At 55.1% G+C, this 18,633-nt stretch carries 15 protein-coding genes and 1 tRNA gene; 5 read left to right on the top strand and 11 right to left on the bottom strand.

All coding sequences use genetic code 11. The annotated features are described in order from the left end of the window. The first annotated feature begins 504 nt into the window (after positions 1 to 504). The 3 genes from LQZ21_RS06420 to LQZ21_RS06410 are packed head-to-tail and all read left to right on the top strand — an operon-like array spanning position 505 to position 3,089. Positions 505 to 1,392 (top strand): ankyrin repeat domain-containing protein, encoded by an 888-nt coding sequence (locus LQZ21_RS06420; protein ID WP_411043416.1) that lies wholly within the window; start codon positions 505 to 507, stop codon positions 1,390 to 1,392. Positions 1,393 to 1,415: 23 nt separating this feature from the next. Next, the gene (locus LQZ21_RS06415; RefSeq protein WP_411043415.1) at positions 1,416 to 2,219 is read left to right on the top strand and encodes a Sir2 family NAD-dependent protein deacetylase; all 804 of its coding nucleotides are present in this window, start codon (positions 1,416 to 1,418) and stop codon (positions 2,217 to 2,219) included. A gap of 45 nt (positions 2,220 to 2,264) precedes the next feature. Further along, positions 2,265 to 3,089, top strand: coding sequence for a hypothetical protein (locus tag LQZ21_RS06410; protein WP_411043414.1), 825 nt, complete (start codon positions 2,265 to 2,267; stop codon positions 3,087 to 3,089). On the opposite strand, the gene rocF is transcribed toward LQZ21_RS06410, so the two are convergent. Continuing rightward, complete coding sequence (gene rocF / locus LQZ21_RS06405) at positions 3,086 to 3,994, bottom strand: arginase (protein WP_411043413.1); 909 nt, start codon at positions 3,992 to 3,994, stop codon at positions 3,086 to 3,088. The two genes, LQZ21_RS06410 and rocF, sit on opposite strands and share 4 nt — an antisense overlap. Beyond that, positions 3,991 to 5,499 (bottom strand): glutamate--tRNA ligase, encoded by a 1,509-nt coding sequence (gltX, locus tag LQZ21_RS06400; protein ID WP_411043412.1) that lies wholly within the window; start codon positions 5,497 to 5,499, stop codon positions 3,991 to 3,993. The genes rocF and gltX overlap by 4 nt, the downstream gene beginning before the upstream one ends. Before the next feature lie 160 nt (positions 5,500 to 5,659). Between gltX and LQZ21_RS06395 the strand changes: the two genes are divergently transcribed. After that, positions 5,660 to 7,123: an aminopeptidase gene (locus LQZ21_RS06395; RefSeq protein ID WP_411043411.1), complete on the top strand. Its 1,464-nt coding sequence runs from the start codon at positions 5,660 to 5,662 to the stop codon at positions 7,121 to 7,123. Positions 7,124 to 7,270: 147 nt separating this feature from the next. On the opposite strand, the gene LQZ21_RS06390 is transcribed toward LQZ21_RS06395, so the two are convergent. From LQZ21_RS06390 to LQZ21_RS06370, 5 genes are all read right to left on the bottom strand, one after another. Next, positions 7,271 to 7,344, bottom strand: a tRNA-Val gene (locus LQZ21_RS06390). 388 nt (positions 7,345 to 7,732) lie between these two features. Further along, positions 7,733 to 8,203 (bottom strand): chemotaxis protein CheX, encoded by a 471-nt coding sequence (locus LQZ21_RS06385; RefSeq protein WP_411043410.1) that lies wholly within the window; start codon positions 8,201 to 8,203, stop codon positions 7,733 to 7,735. A 30-nt stretch (positions 8,204 to 8,233) separates the two neighbouring features. Then, on the bottom strand, positions 8,234 to 9,550 hold the full coding sequence (locus LQZ21_RS06380) for a chemotaxis protein CheW (RefSeq protein WP_411043409.1): 1,317 nt from the start codon (positions 9,548 to 9,550) through the stop codon (positions 8,234 to 8,236). Between the two features lie 15 nt (positions 9,551 to 9,565). Continuing rightward, a complete protein-coding gene (locus LQZ21_RS06375) occupies positions 9,566 to 11,938 on the bottom strand; it encodes a chemotaxis protein CheW (RefSeq protein WP_411043408.1) in 2,373 nt (790 codons plus the stop codon). Positions 11,939 to 12,039: 101 nt separating this feature from the next. After that, positions 12,040 to 13,899, bottom strand: a complete 1,860-nt coding sequence (locus LQZ21_RS06370; protein ID WP_411043407.1) for a ribonuclease catalytic domain-containing protein — start codon at positions 13,897 to 13,899, stop codon at positions 12,040 to 12,042. Between the two features lie 323 nt (positions 13,900 to 14,222). Between LQZ21_RS06370 and LQZ21_RS06365 the strand changes: the two genes are divergently transcribed. Next, on the top strand, positions 14,223 to 15,200 hold the full coding sequence (locus LQZ21_RS06365; protein WP_411043406.1) for an omptin family outer membrane protease: 978 nt from the start codon (positions 14,223 to 14,225) through the stop codon (positions 15,198 to 15,200). Between the two features lie 8 nt (positions 15,201 to 15,208). Here the strand turns inward: LQZ21_RS06365 and LQZ21_RS06360 are convergent, their stop codons facing one another. From LQZ21_RS06360 to LQZ21_RS06345, 4 genes are read right to left on the bottom strand one after another with little or no spacing between them, the layout of a single operon-like run. Next, a complete protein-coding gene (locus LQZ21_RS06360; protein WP_411043418.1) occupies positions 15,209 to 15,913 on the bottom strand; it encodes an ABC transporter ATP-binding protein in 705 nt (234 codons plus the stop codon). A gap of 4 nt (positions 15,914 to 15,917) precedes the next feature. Next, complete coding sequence (locus tag LQZ21_RS06355; protein ID WP_411043405.1) at positions 15,918 to 16,721, bottom strand: ABC transporter ATP-binding protein; 804 nt, start codon at positions 16,719 to 16,721, stop codon at positions 15,918 to 15,920. After that, entirely contained in the window at positions 16,714 to 17,712 is a 999-nt protein-coding gene (locus LQZ21_RS06350) for a branched-chain amino acid ABC transporter permease (RefSeq protein ID WP_411043403.1), read from the bottom strand. Before LQZ21_RS06350 ends, LQZ21_RS06355 begins: the two co-directional genes overlap by 8 nt. 1 nt (position 17,713) lies before the next feature. Next, positions 17,714 to 18,604 carry a branched-chain amino acid ABC transporter permease gene (locus LQZ21_RS06345; RefSeq protein WP_411043402.1) on the bottom strand — a complete coding sequence of 297 codons (891 nt, stop codon included), beginning with the start codon at positions 18,602 to 18,604 and terminating at the stop codon, positions 17,714 to 17,716. Positions 18,605 to 18,633 lie beyond the last annotated feature (29 nt).

Genomic DNA, 18,633 nt, shown 5'->3' with positions numbered 1-18,633 from the left:
AAAAAAAGTAGAGAGGGAGGGGGAGGGGGGGGGGGGGGGGGGGGGTAGGTGAACCAGGACGGTTTATGCGTTTGTCAAGAAAATCCTTCAAGAAAAAACCCTCCATACTGCATACCGCGGCGGGAAGGCTCCAGGAGCCGCGCCACGGGAATGTTCCATTGTATCACCGGTGTCCCTATGGACGCAAGAGGACCCATTGCCTCATAAGTAATCTAACCCAAACGGCCATACCTATTTAAGAAATTTACCACGAAGGCGAAGAAGGCGAAGAAGGTAAATAAGTAAGAAAGAAGAATTAAGGGGGAGAAGCATGAAGAAGAACGGCCCGCTTATTAATTTCTTTCTTTCTTCCTTCCTTCTTCGCCTTCTGCGCCTTTGTGGTCGAATTCTCTTCGCGGTCGAATTCTCTTCCAGGTGTTTGCGAGGTATAATCCTTCGTTTTTTTTTGGGATTTTTCTCTTTTTTATCTCCGGGATTCCGAAAATAATACTAATGAACCTACTCGTGTTACATGAGAAAGAAGAAAAAAGCAGTGCGGACCGGCTGGTCAGGTTTATTAAACGAAAAAAGTATAAGGTAACGGTTTCCTCCTGTACCGTTACGCCTGACCGGCCGGATTCCCTCGGGGATGGTTTTTTCGATGCTTCTCATATTATGGCAATTCTTTCCGAATCCTCGGCCCGCAGCCCCTGGTTTAGTTTTGTGGCGGGGTTTTCCCTGGGTTCCGGCCGTGCCTTACTCGGGTATCCCGCGGTTTCCGGGGAGCTTCGGCTTCCCCCGTCGTATCAGGTTATCCTGATTTCTAACGATAATGACCTGGACGCCTATCTTGCCGTGGAAACCGAAGAATGGGCGCAGAAAGAGGCGTACCGCCGGGCAAAGGCGGCCCTACTGGATATGGGAATACCCTTTAACGAGGAATCCCTGGAAAATTGTATCCGGGAACAGAAATACCAGGCGGTTTCCCATTTTATCGATGCGGGGTTTTCCCCCAATGCCCGGGATAAATTCGGGGTGCCCCTCTTGAACCTTGCCGCCCGGGCGGGGGATCTGCATATCGTCAAACTGTTGCTCAAGGCCGGCGCGTCGGTAAACCTCCAGGCGGAAGACCGGGGTACCACCGCCCTCATCGACAGTACCGCGGGAAAATACCTTGCTATCATGGAGTTGCTGCTGGAAGCCGGGGCCGAGGTGAACCTGAAAAGCAAGGATGGACAATCGGCCCTGATCATCGCCGTGGGTCTCAATGACGAAGCTTCCACGGAGCTGTTACTCAAGGCAGGGGCAAACGCCGACGAGCCCGATAGTCTGGGGGCAAGCGCCCGGAAATATGCCCTGCTGTTTAATAAGCCCGCCATGGTGGAGCTTTTTAAGACCTATGCCGGCCAATAAGGGCCCTTTTTGGAGTTTATCACATGAATACCCTGGAAGAACTGTTTGAAAAAATTTCCGGCGCCCGGCACGGTATCGCCCTGACCGGGGCGGGGATAAGTACCCTTTCGGGAATCCGGGATTTTCGGGGGAAAAACGGCCTGTATCAAGAGGAAGGCACGGAAAAGATCTTTGACATCGATTATTTCAGGGTGGATCCCTCTTTTTATTATACGGCCGCGGCTTCCTTCATCTATAATATCCATGAAAAAGAACCTTCGGTGGTCCATAAAACCCTGGGGCTCCTGGAGCAGCGGGGCCTGCTTCAGGCGGTGATCACCCAGAATATCGATCTGCTCCACCAAAAGGGGGGAAGCCGCCGGGTCATTGAGATCCACGGTTCCCCTTCCATCCACTACTGTCCCGCCTGTTCGGATCCCTTCGTCATCGAGGATCTGGCCGCTGCTCCCCCGGCTGCTCCCTTTCCCCCGGGGGATCTTATGCGCTTTGAGGAGGTGGCCGAGCTGGTCAAGGCCGGGGAACTGCCCCGGTGTACCCGCTGCGGCGGGGTGTTAAAACCGGCGATTACCTTTTTTGGCGAAAGCCTGCCGGTCCGGGCCCTGCGTACCGCCGAGGCCGCGGCCCGTGAGGCGGATCTCATGTTGGTTTTGGGGACCAGTTTGACGGTCTATCCCGCCGCGGCCCTCCCGGAACTTACCCTGCGGGCAGGGGGGAGCCTCGTGATTGTCAACAACCAGGCCACCCCCCTGGACAGCCGGGCGGTTCTTCATTTTAGCGATTTAGAAGAAGTTTTTGACGGCTTGTTTTCCCTTATCCACACCGAATAAAACCCGGTTGGTTTGGGAACGACCCTTTGTTATGGAGGCATTAGTATGGTCATGTCACGGAAAATTCTGATGGTTTTTGGTATTGTTTTTCTCATTATGCCGGGCCTAAGCGCTCAAAACCTGCGAAGCATGAGCTTTAACGGAGCCACCGGCCTGTTTATGGTCCCCACCGGGAATATAGGCTGGGAAAGATCCGCCGGCCTGGAGTTCGGCTATCATGGGATCCTCAACAGGAACTCCAACCACCTGTTTAATCTGGGGGCAAGCTTCTTCAGGTTTGCGGAACTAAGTTTCGCCTTTGACCTCCAGGATAATAATTATTATGATGCCCAAAATAATGATCTCATCATCGGAACCAAAATACGGATTCCCTCTTTTAACCGGGATACCTCTATCGGAATAGGCGGAAATCTACAGCTTTTGAACATCGGCGAGGACCGCTACACCAACCGGCGCTTCAACCGGGCCGTAGGCGGATATTATGTGGCCGGACAGATCTATGGGGCGGTCACCTACCGGAGTACCTTTTTTGGTTCCCGGGCGGAAACTTCCGTGGCGGTGGGAAAAACCTTTTATAGGGGTATGGACAGCAGTATAGATTTCGGTATGGGTTTTGATCTGCTCCTGCTCCCCCAATACCTGGACCGTTTTGTCCATGTTATTATTGATTTTGCGAATTTCTCCTATTCCGACAGTCCCAACCCACGGATATCCACCAACCGGGGCATTCTCAACACCGGGCTGCGGATTGATCTATCCGCCATTCCCCCCCTTAATAAGTTCAAGTTTACCATTGATGCCTTGCTGACCGACGGCTTTGACGAGGGCCGTTCCTTTAGCGTGGGGGCGGTGTTCGGGGTTCCCCTCTAGTAGATGGTTCCCCCCAGGAGGCGGCTGATGATCTCCACCGCCATCCGGGCGGTCTGATTCCGCACGTCCAGTACCGGGTTGACCTCAACCACCTCCACGGAACCCAGGAGCCCTGAGGCGGCCAGTTCCTCCGAGAGGAGGAGTACCTCCCGGTACGAGAAGCCCCCGGTCAGGGGAATTCCCACCCCCGGAGCTATCATCGGGTCCAGGGCGTCCATATCCACACTGACATGGAGGCGGTCCACCCGGGCCTTAAAAAAGGCGGTTATTTCCCGGGCGGTTTGGGCGATCCCCAAACGGTCCACCTCGGTCATGGTAAAGACCCGGAGTCCTGCCCGGCGCATCAGGTCCTTTTCCTTCCGGTCCAGGTCCCGTACCCCGGCAAGGGCCACATTGGTCGTTTCCAGTTTGACAAAATCTCCGTGGAGGGCGGTAAGTTCCTTTCTGCCGTAGCCGCAGGCCGCGGCCAGGACCATGCCGTGGATGTTCCCCGAGGGGGAAGTTTCCGGGGTGTTAAAGTCCCCGTGGGCATCCACCCAGAGAACCCCCCAGCGCTGCCCCCGTTTTCGGTAGGCCGCCCCCAGCCCCGAGAGGCTCCCGATGGCAATGGAATGGTCCCCCCCCAGGATCAGGGGGAAGCGGCCTTCGTCCAGGGCCTGTTCCACCCGCTGGGCCAGCTCCCCGCAGGCCGCGGCAATGGGCGCCAGGTACTTGGCGGAGCTATCCCCCTCCGTCAGAAACTCCTGGGCCGGTACGGGGATCCCGGGGAAACATTCTTCGCTTTCGTGGCCCCCGTCGGTAAGGGCCTCCTTAAGGCCCGCGAGACGGATGGCGGAGGGGCCCATATCGCTCCCCCGGCGGCTGGCCCCAAAGTCCAGGGGCAGCTCAATGACCCGGATCTTCATAGGCCTTCCGAATCTTGGACCGCCCCGGCTTTTTCCAGGACCTCCAGGGCTTTATCCGTCCGGGTCAGGCAGGGGTTTTTCCCCAGGATGCGGATCGAGCCGAAGAGGGGAGGGCTGACCCGTTTTCCGGTTACCGCCACCCGAAGGGGCATGAGGAGGTCCCCCAATTTTATCCCCTCCTTTTCCGCCGTGGCCTTGACCAGGGCTTCGGCCCCAAGATCGTCCAGAGCGGCCAGGTTTTCCAGCAGGTCCCGGCCCAGCCGCAGCAGGATTATGGTATGGGCCAGGTCTGATTTTTTGGGAATAAACTCCGCCGCCGCCGGGACCGGGGGTTCGGAAAAGAGGTAGTCCAGTTTTTCCGGTATTTCGTGGAGAAAGGAGATCCGCTCCTTGATAAGGGGTATGGCGGCAACAAAGGCCGCCTTTTCCTCCGGGCCGGGACCTTTCCCCGCCCCGCCGAAAAGTCCCGCCTCTATCGCGTAGGCTAGGGCAAGCTCCGCCAATGCCTCATCCCCCTTCATCCGGATATACTGGCCGTTGTACCATTCCAGCTTCTTGTAATCAAAGACCGCCGGGGCCTTGTTGAGCTTCTCCAGGGCGAAGCGCTCCGCCAGTTCCCCCAGGGTGTAGAGGTCCTTCCCCTCCTCATAGGAACAGCCCAGGAGGGCCACGTAGTTCAGCAGGGCCTCGGGCAGATAGCCCTGGCGGCGGAACTCGTCCACGCTGGTGGCCCCGTGGCGTTTGCTGAGTTTCTTTCCGTCCTGGCCCATCACCATGGGGAGGTGGCAGAATTCCGGGGGGGACCAGCCGAAACTCCGGTAGAGGATCACGTGCAGGGGTGTGGAGGGGAGCCACTCCTGGGCCCGCAGTACATGGCTTATCCCCATGAGGTGATCGTCTACCACATTGGCCAAATGGTAGGTGGGGAAGCCGTCGGACTTGAGAAGAACCGGGTCGGGGTTTATATCCTCGTTTTTCCATTCGATATTCCCCAGAAGCCGGTCTCGAAATCGGGTGGTCTCCCCCAGGGGAATTTTGAGCCGGACGGTGTGGGCCTCTCCGGAGCGGACCCGTTCGGCCCCTTCCTCCGGGGAAATATCCCGGCATCGCCGGTCATATCCGGTTTCCCCGGAACGGGCCGCTTCCCGCTCCTCCCGAATTTTTTCCAGCCGCTCTGGGGAACAGAAGCAATAGTAGGCCCTGCCGGCCGCCACCAGTTCCCCGGCATATTTCCGGTAGATCTCGAACCGTTCCGACTGTACATAGGGGGCATAGGGTCCCCCCACATCGGGTCCCTCATCCCAGGGGATCCCCAGCCAGGCAAAGGTGTCGTAGAGGTTCTGGACAAAGACCGCCTCCGAACGGGTCCGGTCGGTGTCCTCCAGCCGCAGGATGAACTTACCTCCCTGGGACCGGGCAAAAAGGTAGTTAAAAAGGGCGGTCCTTACCCCCCCGATGTGCTGCAATCCCGTAGGGGAAGGGGCGTAACGGTCTCGAATTTCCATACTGTTTTGAGCTTACTACAAGCTGCCGAAACAGGCAAGGTTAGTACTTTACGTGGAAGTCATGGGCTGGTTCGTGAGGTTCCGGTGATTCGTGGTTAATTCCGGCAAAACCGTTGAATTTTACCACCTAAAAGGGTATAGTAAGTCCAGGAGTATATATATGGGAACAGAACCGGTCAATGGGGAAAATAAGAGCGAGGGGCAGCTCCTTGCCGAGAAACTCACCTTTGAGCTAAAAAATTGTTGGGATACGGCGGAGCCTGAGGATCGCCCCAGGATCCATGCGTTTGCCGAAGGGTACAAGAGCTTTTTAGACCGGGGTAAAACCGAACGGGAGTTTGTGGGCCAATGCCTGGATATATTACGCCGGGAGGGCTTCATCGATATTGAAACCCTACTCGGGGGGGAGGGGAAACTGTCCCCGGGGGCGAAGGTATACCAGAACATTCGGGGAAAGTCCCTGGTGTTTGCGGTAATCGGCCGCAGGCCCCTGGGAGAAGGGCTTAATATAGTAGGGGCCCATGTGGATTCGCCCCGGATCGATCTGAAAACCAATCCCCTCTATGAAGATTCGGGGCTTGCCCTGTTTGATTCCCATTATTACGGGGGCATTAAACATTACCAGTGGACCGCCATGCCCCTGGCCATGCACGGTACGGTGATCGACAAGGGGGGGAAAAAGTCCAGTATCTGTATCGGCGAGGATCCGGGGGATCCGGTTTTTACGATCACCGATCTGCTGCCCCACCTTGCCCGGGATCAGATGCAGAAAAAGGCCGCTGAATTTTTCGACGGGGAGGATCTTAATATCCTGGTGGGTTCCGAGCCCTATAAGGACGATAAGGCCAAAGACCGGGTTAAACTTAAACTCCTCAGCCTGCTCCACGAAAAGTACGGCCTGGTGGAGGAGGATTTTGCCGGGGCGGAATTTGAGTTTGTCCCCGCCTATAAGGCCCGGGATATCGGCCTGGACCGGAGCATGATAGGGGGGTATGGCCATGACGACCGCTGCTGTGCCTATCCTGCCTTTCAGGCGGTCCTGCATTTTGTCCCGGCCCCGGCGATCCCGGAAAAAACCGTGATCTGTCTTCTTACGGATAAGGAAGAAATAGGTTCCGTGGGCAATACCGGCGCCCAGTCCCGGCTCTTTGAAAATTTTGCCGCCTACCTCTGTTCCAAAACCATGGATCATTACTCTGAAATTGAACTCCGCCGGTGTCTGGGTAATTCTTCCATGCTTTCCGCGGATGTTAACGCGGCCTATGATCCCAATTTTGATTCGGTTTATGACAAAAAGACCGCTTCTCATTTCGGCAAGGGTATTGTGTTAAGCAAATACACCGGCCGGGGCGGGAAATTCGGCGGCAGCGAGGCCAACGCCGAGTTTTGTCAAAAGGTGCAGGGGATCTTCAATAAAAACCAGATCCGTTGGCAGTTCGGCGATCTGGGCAAGGTGGATCAGGGCGGCGGCGGAACCATCGCCCTCTTTGTCGCCCATCTGGGGGTGGAGGTTTTGGACTGTGGTATCCCGGTCCTTTCCATGCATTCCCCCTTTGAGGTGATAAGCAAAATCGACCTCTATACCACCTACCGGGGGTATATCGCCTTTCTCCAGGAAGCCTAGCCCCCGCAATATGTAGGCATTTTGATCCGGCCAGGGTAAAAGCGGTATAAGCCCCTCTACGTGCGCTCCGGAGCATTTTAGGTAAAATGTAGGTAAGCAGAGCTAAATAACCTGTAATTCCTTGTAACATAAGGAAATAGAAAAATATGGGCGATACAAGAGTCGAACTTGTGACCCCCAGCGTGTCATACTGGTGCTCTAACCAACTGAGCTAACCGCCCCAATAATGGCGCCGCGTCAGCGGCGTTAATTCAAAAAATTCTACAGGGCCAGGAACCAACATTGGCCGCTGTACCCCCCTCAGGCGGGCGGGGTTTATCCCGCCCAGCGTTCCGCTTCAAAAAAAGCTTTAGGTTTCCCCTCCGGGGAAACTGGACCCGCGCCGCGTCAGCGGCGTTAATTACATAAAATCCGCAGGGCCCGCCCATCCCGGCATGCGAGCCGGCGAGCATGTTTCCCTCAAAAAAGCGGCGCGGCGTGGGCCCGAAAAAGGCCCCATCCCCGACCATATCTACCGGCCCGAACCAATATTGGCCGCTGTCCCCCTCTCAGGCGGGCGGGGTTTATCCCGCCCAGCGTTCCGGTTCAGAAACGGCTTTAGGGTTTCCCCTACATACGTTCACGAATAGCGACATTTACCTCGATCTTACCGAAGGAACCCAGTTCCATGGGCACGATCAGCGCTTCTACCTTGAGGGTATTGGAAACCTCCATATTATCACCGGTAAAAAGAGCGGGAGGGGTAAGATCGAACTTGAATCCCAGATCGTGAAGTTTGGTAACCGCCTGGGCAGTGATCATATTGGCAAGCTCCTGAATAGTGGCTTTGGCCATCTCGTCCAAAACCGTAAAGGTCTCACCGTTCATGATACCCGCCACGGCCAGGGCCGTCTCTTTAGTCATGTCAAACAGGACCCGTCCTTCCACATCGCCCGCAAGGCCGACCAGAGCCGCAACCCCCATTATCGACATACTTGTGGACTTGAGGTACAGGTCCCCCCGCTTTACCTCAGCGTTCAGCACTTCCTTAAGCACATTAAAAGCTGCCTCACTAAAAGGGTTGATATATTCAACTCTCATACAAATGCTCCTTCCCAATAATTACTATCATTACCGCATAAACGCAGATACAGGATCCTTACCCACCGCTTTCCATTCGTGCCCGGTTAGACGCTCATTTCTTCCCAAAATAACTATACTCCGGCTCTTTAATTTTTCTACAAATCCGGCGATAACCCGTTCCTGATCCGGCACGGAAAAAAAGGACAACAGGTCCCTGGCCAAAATAATATCCAATTCCGGCAGTGAATTCTCATTTAAAATATCGTGATATTCAAACAACAATGAATCCTTGATAGTCTGGTTAAAACTATACCCATTCCGTCCCCGGGTCATAAATCCCCGGCAATGTTCGGGGACTTCATCTAAATCGAAAACCATATTCGGCGCCTGGGATATGGACATGATATCATTGTCGTTGGCCCATATTTTTATCCTGCCGTCAGGATATCTTGATTTAAGTATACACACAAATGAAAAAGTTTCATAGCCCTTACCGCAGCCCGGGTTCCATACTTGGATATTATTCGAGTTGAGATCCGGCAATATACCCTTGACCGCGGCGGCATAATCATCATCCCAGAATTTCCCGGAACAGGGGGAATAAAAGGGAACCAGGAATTCCGCTGCATCGGCTTCGTTTTTAAACTGCAGCTCCGCTCCCGTCCGGGTAGCGGCCCAATCGCTAAAACGCCGGGTCAGCCATTCCTCATTGAGGGGGCTTGCGGCAAAGTGTTTTAACGCCAAAAGGCTTTCCTTGATAAAGCCCAGGGCCGACTCGGAATCTGCCTGGGATGGGGCGGCGGCCGGGACAAAGTAGGCTTCCGGGGAAACATCCTGCATCACCTGACCCCGGGGTTTCTGTTTCTCCTCGTCGGTTTGGGTAAAGATCCGGATCACATCCAGGATAATGTAAAGATCCCCCTGTTTTTCCACCACGCCGCTGATGAATTTGATGTTTATATCCCCGAAAATAGGGTGCGGCGGCTGGATGGTGTCGGAGTTAATTCCCACCACCTTATCGATTTTATCCACAATGGTCCCATAGACCCGGTCCTCGATGCGGAGGATTAGCATATTTTCCTGGCCGTCGTCCTTGATATCCAAGGGGAGATGAAAAAAAGTTCTGAGGTCTATGATGGGGATAATATCGCCCCGGAGGTTATATACCCCCCGGACAAAGGAGGCGGCGTTGGGGACATAGGTGAATTTGTCCGCCTTGGCGATCTCCTTCACATTCATAATATCCACCCCATAATCCTTTCCCGCCAAAGAAAAAGTTACCATTTTAAAATCAACCGTATCGACCCGTTCTTTTTGTTCCTGCAATTCGGCGTTAACCGTTGCCAAGTCTTTTATCATCGCCATGGGCTTTCCTCGCTATTAAATCGACGCTTCGCGGACGCGGCGTTGTTCCATTTCCTTTCGGAGTCCTAGTTCCAAAAGTTGGCTGACATCAATGATAAGGGAAACGGAACCGTCCCCCAGAATTGATGCCCCGGCGATACCCGGAGAATTGGTATACTGATCCCGCAGGGGTTTAATTACCACATCCTCCTCACCGATAAGGCTGTCCACCATAAAGCCCATCTTTTTCTCCGCGGTTCCCACGATAACCACAAAATTGTACTCCTGATGTTCCTCGGTTTTTATGCCGAAAAGGCGGTTCAGCCGAAGCAGGGAAAGGACATCGTTGCGGATATTAAAGACCTCGTAATTATCGATCATCTTGATATCCTCAGGTTTCAGCCTGAGGCTTTCAATGACCGAGGTAATGGGAATGGAGTAGATTTCCGTCCCCACCCGAACCAGGAGCCCCTGGATAATCGCCAGGGTCAGGGGTAATTTGATGGTGAATTTGGTCCCCTTGCCCCGTTCGGAATTCACGGTAACGGTACCGTTGAGTTTTTCTATTTGTCGGCGGACCACGTCAAGCCCCACTCCCCGGCCGGATATGGCGGTAATGGTTTTTGCGGTGGAGAAACCCGGCTCAAAGATCAGGTTGAAGGCCTCCACATCGGTGAGGAGTTTGTTGGGGCTGATAAGTCCCCGTTCTACGGCCTTGGATTTTACCGCCTCCACGTCAATACCCTTGCCGTCGTCGGATATTTCGATGATGATCATGTTCCCTTCGTTGTTGGCCTTGAGGAGGACCATCCCCTCTTCGGGTTTTCCCGCGGCCCGGCGTTCTTCCACCGACTCAATGCCGTGATCCACCGAATTCCGGACCGAGTGCATGATAGGATCCAGCAGGTCCTCGATGACCGATTTATCCAGCTCGGTCTCTTCCCCTTCGATAACCAGGTTGATCTTCTTGTTGAGGCTCTTGGAAAGGTCCCGAACCAGCCGGGGGAAACGGCTGAAGATCTGGCTGATGGGCACCATGCGGATCCGCATAACCCCTTCCTGGAGTTCCCCGGTGATCCGTCCCAGATTCTGGGAGGTAGAACGGAATTTACCCACATCGGTTTTAAGGGTCGTCTCGAATCCTTCGAACAGGGAGAAGATCCCCCCGTATTCGTCCCCGATTTCCTTACGGACCTCCTTGATGGACCGTCCGTTCTGGATGCTTTCCAGGTAATCGGGCAGGCTGTCAAAGAGGGCCTTGATCCGGTCCCGGTAGGTTGCTCCCAGGCTGTGAAGCTCGTTGAGCAGATCGTTAAATTGGTTACTGATCTGGTTAAAGGTGGCCTTGGTGATGACCGTTTCCGACACCAGATTGAGGAGATCGTCGATCCGTTTGGAGTCCACCCGGAGGATGGACCCGGCCTCTTTACCGGCCTTTTTGGCATCCGCCCCCGGTCCTTCCGCGGCAGGAGCCGCCTTGGGCGCCTCAGGGGCGGGGGCCTTGGCAGCAGGCGCGGGGGCAGCAGGCGCAGCCTGGGGCGCGGCGGGCGCAGTCTGGGGCGCCGGGGCAGGCGCGGCCTGGGGTATGGCTTGTTTCTCCCGCAGGGTGGTAATATCCGCGATATCCGCCGAGAGGCTTACGTCGGGGATGACCACGTACCGTTTGAGATCCTCCGGCGTCTTGGCGCTGGCGATAAAATAGGTCACCGAGGGATAAAAAACGTCTTCGTATAGGGCTTCAAAGTCGGGGATCGTCTTAAGAATGGTCCCCTCACTTTTCAGCGCCGCGTAGACCTGGATACCCCCCACGGTATTCATCAGGCTGCTTTCATCAAATTGGACCGCCACCCGGTAAATAGTCCGGCCGTCCTCTACCGAATTCTTGAGTTCCTGGATTTCATCGTCCGAAAGTGCCGGCCCGGAGGCCGCCGGGGCCTGAACCGGTGGAGGCGGAGGTGGCGGAGCAGCGGGTTTGGGCGCGGATTTCGCGGCGCCCTTTTTATGGGCCGAACCTTCGGGTAGCAGCGCGGAAAGACGCCCCTCTATTTCGGAGGTATCTTCTTGATAAACAGAACCGTCCATGCGCTGGGTGATCATCGCCTTGATAATGTCTATAGCGGCAAGCAGGGTATCGACCACATCCTCATTTATGGTAACCACATCGGAACGGATGGCGTCCAATACGTCCTCCACCAGGTGGGTGAAATGGGAAAGCTCCATCATTTCCACGGTGGCCGCCCCCCCTTTTAGGGTATGAGCCGCCCGGAAAATCTCATCTACCGCATCCCGATTTCCGCCCTCATTCTCAAGAACCAGAATATTCTGTTCCAGCGTATCAACCTGCATTTGGGCTTCGCTGAAAAAATCTTTGAGAAGTTCTTCATTATTTGGATCAAGATAATCACTCATATTAGATTAATCTTATACACAATTTGGGTTACGTCAAGGGATCTACCCATTAAATTCTTCCCGAAATACCGGAAACCGCTTAAAACTTCATATTTACCAATTTATCCTTCCGTTTTTGTACCGGCGGAACCTTCGGTGATAAAATTTGCCTCCGCTTCGGGGATCCGGACCGACTTCAGGGTGAGGAGAACGACCTCATTGAGCTCTTCCCCCCCCTTAAGGGAAACCGGGGTCTCCAGTCCCAGGGCGGGGATCAGCACCAGCCCCCGGTTTCCCCGTTTTTCCAGGACCACCCCTTCCCAGGAGGAATCCCTTTTATCGGAGAGATAAACCATGATCCAATGGGTCCGGGAGGTCCGTTCCGCGTGGAGATTTGCCTGGGCCGCGGCATCGGCGGCGGCTAAACGGAGGAGGAGTTCATCTTCCCCCAGGATCGCATCCGACTCGGCCGTTCCCTCCCGCAAAAATCCCCGGATTTGCTGATGGGCCAAAAGGTCCGTATACCGCCGCAGGGGGCTGGTTACCTGGGTATACCGGTCCAGGCCCAGGCTCCAGTGGGAAGCGGGCCGTACCGATAAGATCCGGGGCCGCATGCACCGCCTGAGCTGGTAGGCGCCGGCCAAACCGGGAAGGGGAGAGCCGGGCAGATCCCCCGGTTCCTGGCTGATATACGGAAAGGGGAGCCGCCGCTGTAGGGCCCACCAGGCGGCCCCTTCCCCGGCAAGGAGCATACATTCCCGGACCAGATCCGAGGATCGGTATGGTTGTATCGGCTCTATGGAGACTTCTTCCTCCGAAACCCGGATATGCACCTCGGGGAACCGGATGAATACGGCCCCGGCCTGGGCTCGCCGTTTGCGGTTCCGATCCGCCAGGGCAAAAAGGCCGGCCAGGGGGGCTCCTTCCCCCGCCAGGGCATCCGCTTCTTCGTAGGTCAGCCGGGTAACCCGGACCAGGGAAGGGATGGTCTCCGTATCAAGGATAGTTCCCTGGGCGTCAAGGGTTATTTTAAAGGACAGGGCCGGGGAGACCGGAGCGATCCCCAGGGCATAAGCGGGCAGGGCTTCTTCGGTGATCATCCGGATGCTTCCCTCGGGAAGGTAAAGGGTGGTTCCCCGATCCCGGGCTTCCAGATCCGGGGGGCTCCCGGGGAAAAGGGCCGCGGCGGGGTCCGCCACATGGACCCAAAGGGTATCCCCCTCCAGGGAAAGGGCGTCATCCGGGTCGTCGCTCCAGGAGTTGTCTATGGCAAAGGCGGCAAGCCCCGTAAGGTCCCGGCGGTCCTCCTCGGGGGGGGGCGGCAGGGGCGCTTGGGCGGAACCGGCCGTGACGCCGAACCGGGCCGGGTAGGGGTTTACCCGGGGGGTCCAGACCCCCTTTTCCAGGAGGAGCCGGTGGGCTTCCGGAAGGGTTTCCGGGCGGCCCAGGTCCTTGAGGGTACGGCACTTGCCGGTTCTGCCGTAGGCCAAGGCCTCCACATCCTGGAGAAAACGGCTGTCGCCGGGCAGATCCAAATCCCCCGCCCGGAGGCGCTCCAAAAAAGCCTCCCGTTCCCGGACTTCCCGCTGTTTTCCCTGCCGTTTCTGCTCCTCGGCCTCCACTTCCCCGCTTTTCCGGGCGGATATGGCCGCGATGGTGCCGGAAAAGTAAAGCCCGTCCTGCAAGAGGCCGTAGGCGGCCCAGGCGGTTTTTGCCGTATCCTCCCCATAGACCAGCTCCGCAAGCTCCCGCAGGGGCACGGAACTGCCCTCCAAAAGTTCCCAGGCCCCCCGGACATCCCCGGAGAGTTCTTCCGGTTCCAGGACTTCCGTCCCGCAGGGACCCGGATGGATCATTTCGATATCCTTTTCCCGGACCCGGAGGATTTCACCTCCGGGGAGGCAAATCCCTATCTTGTCCCCCGTCTCGGCTACCAAGGCGGGACGGTTTTTATACGCCACAAGGCTCTTGAGGGCGATCATTGGGGTAGTATACCATAATGAGAGGGGGGTAAGAAAGACCCGGTCCGGGATGAAGTCCGGCCTCCGCTAAACACCTTTGACTTTCCCGCGGTTTTTTCATATAATACAAACCGGTTTTGAATTTGGTTATTTTGTCCCCGGTACTTGTGGTTTCCGCGGCTGAAATTCCTGAGCTTTAGTTCTTTGCGAAAGCGTGTTTTTCGTGATTGCCTTTCCAAAATCATGGTCCCCCGGATTGTCGAATTTTGGACGCTCTTGTATGACCGTTTTGTAGAAATTTACGCCGGCCCTGGGAAAGGTCCGGTACTATGGAGATTTGATACATGAGAAAAATATTTCTCTGTGGGTTATTCGTGGTTATGACCCTGGCGCTTTCGGCCCAGGAAATAGCAACGAAGTGGAACGATCATAACCTGTTCCTGGGCGCTTCCCTAGGCTTATTAAGCGGAAAAAGTGACGAAATTGTTTACCGGAATGCAAGTACCAAGAATAAATTAAGCCAATTACTTTGGGATATAAAGCCCCTGGTTTATGCCGGTATCGATATAAACTACCACTGGCAGAAGCCGGAAAACACCTGGAGTATTTTTGCCAATACTTCATTTAAATTTGGGTTTCCGGGCAAAACCGGTGTCCTGGAGGATAGGGATTGGATGGCATCGGAATATCCTCAATTTCTAACCCACTATTCGATGCATGACAATAAAACGGAAAACGCCGTCTTTATTGACGCTTCTGCGGGGGCCTCCTTTCAAATTTTTGGGCAGTTTTTGTTAAAACCTTCTATCTCCTACAATGTTATGCATTTTTACTGGGAGGCGAATGGCGGTTCCCTTTTATATCCCGATTCTTATGGCGGGCATGGTTATCTCAGACCGATTGATGTTATAACCTATAAGCAGACCTGGCATATTATTTCGCCTGGTGTCGCCTTTTACGGCGAATTCAACCGCTATTTTAATGCGGAAATTGCTTTTAAAATAAGTCCCCTTATTTGGTGTATCGGCGAGGACGACCATATTTTGCGGGATTTAACCATCACCACCGACAATCTTGCTATAGGACTTTTTATTGAACCGAGCCTGCTCTTTTCCTTTATTCCCAATATCCCCAAAGATTTTTTTACCCTATCCCTTTCGGTTCTATATAGAAATATCAGTTATGTCCGCGGAGATGGGATATATAAAGAGCTGGGCAAACCGGCACGGACGGTAAAAAATATTATGGGCGCCGGTTATTCCGCTTTTGACGTAGGGCTGACCGCGAGATTTAAGCTGCGGTGGCCGGTCCGGCAGCGTTAGGACCCGCCCTAGCCGCCCAGGTAGACCTCCCGTACCAGGTCGTCCTTCATAAGATCTGCCGCGGGGCCGGTTTTTATAATTTCGCCGGTTTCAAGGATGTAGCCGCGGTGGGCCAGCTTTAACGCCTTAAAGGCGTTCTGTTCTACCAGGAGTATGGTGGTTCCCGCCTCGTTGAAACGGCGGATAACGGCGAAAATTTCATCTACCAGAATAGGGGCAAGCCCCATGGAGGGCTCGTCCAGCAGGAGCAGCCGGGGTTTGGCCATCAGAGAACGGCCCATGGCGAGCATCTGCTGTTCCCCCCCCGAAAGGGTACCTGCTATCTGCCGTACCCGTTCCTTGAGCCGGGGGAACAGGGTATAGACCGATTCCATATCTTCTTTAATGCCGTTCCGGTCCCGCCGGGCATAGGCGCCCATTTCCAGATTCTCTTTTACCGTCAGGTTGGCAAAGATCCGGCGGCCTTCGGGAACCTGGATAAGCCCCGTGGCGACTATCTGGTCCGGCGGCAGGGAGCTGATATCCTTTCCGGCGAAAGTAACGCTGCCCGAGGACTTCTTTACGATATTGGAAATGGCCAGGAGGATGGTGCTTTTCCCTGCGCCGTTGGAACCGATGAGGGAGATAATTTCCCCGGCGCCCACCTCAAAGGAAATCCCCCGCAGGGCGCGGATAACGCCGTAATGAACCGACATATCCCGTACCGTGAGCAGCGCTTCAGCCATGAACCGCCTCCTCCCCCAAATAGGCTTTGATTACCGCCGGGTTTTGGCGTATATCATCGGGAAGCCCCTCGGCAATGACCCGGCCGTAATCGATGACCTGGAGCCGCTCACAGATCCCCATCACCAGGTGCATGTCGTGTTCTATGAGCAGGATAGTAAGGTTGAATTCCCGGCGGATAAACGAGATGAGCTTCATAAGATCCGCGGTTTCCTGGGGGTTCATCCCCGCGGCGGGCTCGTCCAAAAGGAGCAGGCTGGGACTGGCCGCCAGGGCCCGGGCGATTTCCAGCTTCCGTTGTTCCCCGTAGGGAAGGTTCCGGGCCAGCTCATGTTTTTTATGCTCGATTTTGAAAAGGGAAAGCAGTTCCCCGGCGCGCTTCACCATGGCTTCTTCGTCTTCCCTGAACCGTTTCAACCGGAAAAGTACGTCCACCGGTTTAACCCTGCGCCGGGAGTGGAGGGCGATCCGCACATTGTCTTCCACCGTCAGACTGCCGAAGAGGCGTATATTCTGGAAGGTTCGGGAGATACCCACCTGGTTAAGGACCGAGGGGCTTTTGGCGCCGATTTGATGTTTTTTGCCATCGGCGTCCCAAAAGGTGATTTTTCCTCCCGTAGGGGTATAAACACCGGAGATCATGTTAAAAACCGTGGTTTTCCCCGCGCCGTTGGGCCCGATAAGCCCCATAAGTTCCCCACGATAGAGTTCGCAGGAAAATTCGCTCACCGCCCGGAGTCCGCCGAAAACGATGGAGAGATCCTCCACCTTGAGGATAATTTCTTTTCCCTCAGGCATCGGCTTGCTCCTTACCGGTTTTGCGGCGGATAAAAGCCACAAAACGATCGATGGAGTGTACAAAAGAGAATTCCTTGGTGCCCAAAAGGCCCTTGGGACGGAAAAGCATAACGAAGATGAGGATCAGGGGATAAATGAGGAGGCGGTAATCCTGGAGAAAACGGAGGAATTCCTGCAGATAGGTGAGGACATAGGCGGCCAGGATGGAACCGGTCATGGAACCCATACCGCCCAACACCACATAAATAAGAAAATCGATGGACTTGAGGAACTGGGCAATGTCGGGCTTGACGAAACCCACCACCATACCGTAGAGGGAGCCCCCTATACCGGCGATAAAAGCCGCCAACACAAACCCCAGCATCTTGTAGCGGAAGATGTCGACCCCGGCGGAATTGGCGGCGATTTCATCCTCCCGCACCGCCATCATCGCCCGGCCGTAGGTGGAACGAAGAAAATTCTGCACCAGGGCCAAGAGCAGCACCAATACCAGGGTAACGATTCCCAGGGCCAGCCGGCCGTCCAACGCCATGGCCGTGGTAAACTGCCTGCCGTTAGGACCCCCGGTGAGGGGCTTGAGGTTAATAAAAACAACCCGGATTATTTCGCCGAAACCCAGGGTAACGATGGCCAGGTAATCGCCGGTGAGTTTGAGTACCGGAAAACCGATGAGAAAACCGGCGAGGGTGGTAAGTGCCGTGGCCGCGGCCGCAGCCACGGGCAGGGGCAGTCCCAGGTCCAGGGTGAAAAAAATACACGAATAGGCCCCGATAGCCAGGAACCCGGCCTGACCCAGGGAAAGCTGACCGGTAATCCCCACGATCATATTCACCGACATGGCCATAATGGCGTTAACCCCACCCATGGCGATTACGTGGGCGGTGTAGGCATCGAGGATTCCTACCGACATCAGCAGGAAGGGCAGGAATACCGCAAAAATGCCGATGGCCGTGAGAATAATCGTGGATCGAAGGGGGAATTTGACCGCCATGTTATACCTTCATCCTTAATTTTCTGCCCAGAATTCCGCTGGGTTTAAGCAGTAACACGATGATCAGTATGGAAAATGAAATAGCGTCACTGAATTGACTGGAAATAAAACCCTTGGTAAAGGTTTCCGCTATACCCAGGATAAAGCCCCCAAGCATAGCGCCGGGGATGGAACCTATACCCCCCAACACCGCCGCCACAAAGGCTTTGAGGCCGGGCATCATCCCCATAAGGGGGTTCACCTGGGGATAGGCCGAAGCGTAAAGAACCCCGCCGGCGGCGGCCAATACCGAACCCAGGGCGAAGGTAAAGGAAATGATACCGTTCACCGAAATCCCCATGAGACTCGCCGCGGCCATATCATAGGAAACGGCCCGCATGGCCTTTCCCCGTTTGGTATAGTTCACGATATAATTCAAGGCCAACATCAGGAGGGCCGACAGGATAATCACGATGATCTGAATATTGGAAATGGAAAGCTCCCCGCCGATTTGTATGTTGACCACCTGCGGCCGGGGAAATTGCCGGGGGTTGGGGCCGATAAAGGGCAAAACCCGGGCCCCGTTTTCCAGAATCAAACTTACGGCAATGGCGGTGATCAGGGAATTGAGCCGGGGCGCCGAACGCAGGGGCCGATATGCCAAACGCTCAATGGTAATCCCAAAGCAGGCGCAGACGATCATGGCGATCACCAGGGCGATAAACATCCCTGCCGGACCTGAACCTATGGCGCCGAGGATGAAGAAGGCCGTGTAAGCCCCCACCATAAGGATGTCGCCGTGGGCAAAATTGATGAGGAGGACTATCCCGTAGACCATGGTATAACCCAGGGCAATCAGGGCATAAATCGACCCCAAAGAAATTCCATTTATCAACTGCTGTAATACTATCATCTTCCTTATCCGGATACTGAATTAAAGCA

Origin of the sequence: Treponema sp. TIM-1 (genome assembly GCF_046533115.1) — a bacterium.
Classification (GTDB): domain Bacteria; phylum Spirochaetota; class Spirochaetia; order Treponematales; family Breznakiellaceae; genus JAIRMO01.
Note: the sequence above shows the minus strand (reverse complement) of the source record. Positions and strands in the feature narration are given on the sequence as shown.

What these genes read in the sequence shown, in the direction of transcription:
- LQZ21_RS06415 (WP_411043415.1), top strand. Translation starts at nt 1,416, where the DNA reads ATGAATACCCTGGAAGAACTGTTTGAAAAAATTTCCGGCGCCCGGCAC.
- LQZ21_RS06410 (WP_411043414.1), top strand. Translation starts at nt 2,265, where the DNA reads ATGGTCATGTCACGGAAAATTCTGATGGTTTTTGGTATTGTTTTTCTC.
- rocF (WP_411043413.1), bottom strand. Translation starts at nt 3,994, where the DNA reads ATGAAGATCCGGGTCATTGAGCTGCCCCTGGACTTTGGGGCCAGCCGC.
- gltX (WP_411043412.1), bottom strand. Translation starts at nt 5,499, where the DNA reads ATGGAAATTCGAGACCGTTACGCCCCTTCCCCTACGGGATTGCAGCAC.
- LQZ21_RS06395 (WP_411043411.1), top strand. Translation starts at nt 5,660, where the DNA reads ATGGGAACAGAACCGGTCAATGGGGAAAATAAGAGCGAGGGGCAGCTC.
- LQZ21_RS06385 (WP_411043410.1), bottom strand. Translation starts at nt 8,203, where the DNA reads ATGAGAGTTGAATATATCAACCCTTTTAGTGAGGCAGCTTTTAATGTG.
- LQZ21_RS06380 (WP_411043409.1), bottom strand. Translation starts at nt 9,550, where the DNA reads ATGGCGATGATAAAAGACTTGGCAACGGTTAACGCCGAATTGCAGGAA.
- LQZ21_RS06375 (WP_411043408.1), bottom strand. Translation starts at nt 11,938, where the DNA reads ATGAGTGATTATCTTGATCCAAATAATGAAGAACTTCTCAAAGATTTT.
- LQZ21_RS06370 (WP_411043407.1), bottom strand. Translation starts at nt 13,899, where the DNA reads ATGATCGCCCTCAAGAGCCTTGTGGCGTATAAAAACCGTCCCGCCTTG.
- LQZ21_RS06365 (WP_411043406.1), top strand. Translation starts at nt 14,223, where the DNA reads ATGAGAAAAATATTTCTCTGTGGGTTATTCGTGGTTATGACCCTGGCG.
- LQZ21_RS06355 (WP_411043405.1), bottom strand. Translation starts at nt 16,721, where the DNA reads ATGCCTGAGGGAAAAGAAATTATCCTCAAGGTGGAGGATCTCTCCATC.
- LQZ21_RS06350 (WP_411043403.1), bottom strand. Translation starts at nt 17,712, where the DNA reads ATGGCGGTCAAATTCCCCCTTCGATCCACGATTATTCTCACGGCCATC.
- LQZ21_RS06345 (WP_411043402.1), bottom strand. Translation starts at nt 18,604, where the DNA reads ATGATAGTATTACAGCAGTTGATAAATGGAATTTCTTTGGGGTCGATT.